4 protein-coding genes are annotated in these 2,709 nt (G+C 63.0%); 1 reads left to right on the top strand and 3 read right to left on the bottom strand.

Going from position 1 to position 2,709, the window contains the following annotated elements:
- The 3 genes from ACXJKR_RS29270 to ACXJKR_RS29260 all read right to left on the bottom strand — a co-directional run.
- A partial coding sequence (locus ACXJKR_RS29270) for an MCP four helix bundle domain-containing protein (protein WP_457325841.1) occupies positions 1 to 746 on the bottom strand: 746 nt, incomplete at its 3' end.
- 126 nt (positions 747 to 872) lie between these two features.
- Positions 873 to 1,664, bottom strand: coding sequence for a ThuA domain-containing protein (locus tag ACXJKR_RS29265; RefSeq protein ID WP_457325840.1), 792 nt, complete (start codon positions 1,662 to 1,664; stop codon positions 873 to 875).
- Positions 1,665 to 1,726: 62 nt separating this feature from the next.
- The gene (locus ACXJKR_RS29260) at positions 1,727 to 1,876 is read right to left on the bottom strand and encodes a hypothetical protein (protein ID WP_157281602.1); all 150 of its coding nucleotides are present in this window, start codon (positions 1,874 to 1,876) and stop codon (positions 1,727 to 1,729) included.
- Positions 1,877 to 2,054: 178 nt separating this feature from the next.
- On the opposite strand from ACXJKR_RS29260, the gene ACXJKR_RS29255 reads away from it, so the two are divergent.
- A complete protein-coding gene (locus ACXJKR_RS29255) occupies positions 2,055 to 2,603 on the top strand; it encodes a hypothetical protein (protein ID WP_457325839.1) in 549 nt (182 codons plus the stop codon).
- Positions 2,604 to 2,709: the final 106 nt, after the last annotated feature.

Here is a 2,709-nt window from a genome sequence, read left to right as displayed (position 1 = left end):
CTGCTCAGGCGCACCTGATCCACGATGCGCACCAGGCTCTGATTCATCGAATGCAGCGCCAGCAGCAGTTGGCCCGTTTCGTCCCGGCCATGCGACTTGATCTCCGAGGTCAAGTCGCCGGACGCAACGGTTTCGGCGACGTGCAGCGCCTCGGCGATCGGCCTCGTGATCGAGCGGCTCAGCAAGACGGCGATCAGGGTTGCAAGGCCCACGGCGACAGCCGATAGCACGATCGTGAGGATCTTCGCTGCAGCGGCGGTTTCCTTGGCCTCGGCGCCAAACTGCTCCATGCTCTCGGTCTGGGACCTGGCGAACTCCTCGACCGCATGCAGATAGACGCCTTGCACCGGCAGGATGCCGGTGATGAGTTCTGTGCGCCCGTCCTCGACCTTTCCGGCCTTGATCATTTCAATCAGAGGCGCCTGGTGTTCCTTGAATTTCGCCCGGCCGTCGACCAGCGCCTGCAAGGCCGCTCGGCCCCGCTCGCTGTGCACGGTAGCCGTCAGCTTCTGGATGGCGTCGTTCACCACGGGCACGGAGGCCTCGATCTTGGCCAGCTCCTTGTCGACAACCCCTTTGTCGGAGGCGATCAATGCCGTCCTGATGGCTCGCAGCTGCGCGTTCACCTCGTTCTCGATGAGGTGAGCCAGCGACACCTTGACGAAACGGTCGTGCAGGATGATTTCGGTGCTGCCATTCACCGCGTTGATCTTCGTCACGCCGATGATGGCCAGCGCGGCCAGCAACGCGATGACCATTGCAAATCCCGCTGTCAGACGGGTCCCAATCTTCCAGTCTGTCGCAGCTTTCATGGCCGCCTCCTGTTGGTATGAGAGAACTGGTCTGCATCGCCAGACCACCGATTTATACGACTACTTGAGCCCCAGTGCCCACGCGATGCCGCCCAGCACGTGACTTTGGAAGGCTGGCATGAGCCACACATGCTCGTTGTGGCCCAGCGCTGTGTAGAACACCCGGCCCTTGCCGAAGTTCCGGCACCAGGAAATCGGAAAGTGCCCGGGCGCGTGGGTGTTCGGATGCCGATCCAGCACGAGCAGATCGTGCACGCCAGCGGGGTCATGATTTTTGAAGACGTAGATCTCTTCAAGCTTGCCATCAAGGGTCCAGGTGACGGGCAGATGGCGGTTCGCCGGGTGCGAGGCGTCGCGGTTGAGGGCTTCGATGCTCACCTGCTCGCGGTGATAGTCGAACTCGCCGCCCAGCATGTCGATGTAGGGGCGGTAGGCGTGCAGGGTGTCGGTGGCGCTGTGGATGCCGATGAAGGCGCCGCCGTCCCTGATCCATTGGATGAAGGCCTCCTTGTCGGGCAGTGGCAGCTCGCCCGTGGTGCTGGCGAAGACGATGCCGTCGTAGCGCTTCAGCGCCGCAGGATTCAGCTTGCGCTCCAGCATGGTTCTGACCTGCTCGGCGTAGACCGCCGCAGCGGTGCCTTCGACGGGCGTGACGGCCGCCAGCTCCACGTCAAACGAGCCGGACGACTGTCCGAGCGACGCCAGCACGCGTTCCGCCGTCTCGATGGAGCTGTGGCGAAAGCCCATCGTCGTCGTGACGATGAGAAGCTTCTTGGGCGGCGCGGCCAGGGCGTCGGTGACCACCCCGCAAGCCATGGCGGCGAGGCATGTGAGCCAGATAAAGCATTTCATCGGTCAATCTCCAATTGGGTGAGATTCAGAGGCCGTCGTCCCCGCTCTGGCATCGGACGGTCTCAGCTTCGGCTTTCGGCGGCGGCGGCGGGCAGTGTGACCGACGCATCGAATGACAGCGCGGCGAAGGCGAAGGGAATGCGGCGGCGCAGCGTCATCCTGCACACCAGCAGGCCCATCACGAACGAGCAGGCGAGGCGGATGAGCGCCATCCAGAAACATGAGCATTACTCAAGGCCTCACCCGAGCTTCGCCCACGCGGCGTCGTCCGACCTTTGTAGGGCCGCGACGCCGACACGGCCAGCACGGGCGGATTCATAAGCTCAGCGGCGTGGCACCTGCCCTGTTGAAGGCATGACGCTGCCACCCATCAAGCCAAAGGAGATCCCCATGACGAAGCAAATCCGCACCTCCCGCCTTTTGTGTGCCCTCGCACTGGTCGGCCTTGCCGGCACGGCTTCGGCCAATCTGACCAAGCCGGTCTATTCGCAGGCCAAGGATGAGGTCAAGGCCATGTTCAAGGCTGAGCGCGACAAATGTGGCTCGCTGGCGGGCAATGCCAAGGATGTGTGCGTCGAGCGCGCCAAGGCTCATGAAAAGGTCGCCCTGGCCAACCTCGAATACCAGTACACCGGCACGGTCAAGGATCACAACGATTACCTGGAGTCCCGCTACGAGGCACGCTACAAGCTGGCCAAGGAAATGTGCGATGACAAGTCCGGCAATGCCAAGGACGTCTGCGTCGCCGAAGCCAAGGCCGAGCATGACAAGGCCAAGGCCGACCTGAAGGCCAACAAGAAGGTCGCCACCGCGCAGTCCGATGCGCTTGAGACCAAGCTGAAGGCCGACTACAAGGTCGCCAACGAACGCTGCGATTCGCTATCGGGCGACGCCAAGGACAGCTGCCAGGCCAGCGCCAAGGCCCGCTACTTCCAGTGATGAGGCGCCACCGCTGCGATACCGCAGCGGTGGCATGACGAAAAAACGCCGGCTCGAGAGCCGGCGTTTTCGCACCTGGAGAAACGTTCAATGCGCCGCACTGGCC

It is taken from the genome of Roseateles sp. P5_E11, from assembly GCF_054049355.1.
Note: the sequence above shows the minus strand (reverse complement) of the source record. Positions and strands in the feature narration are given on the sequence as shown.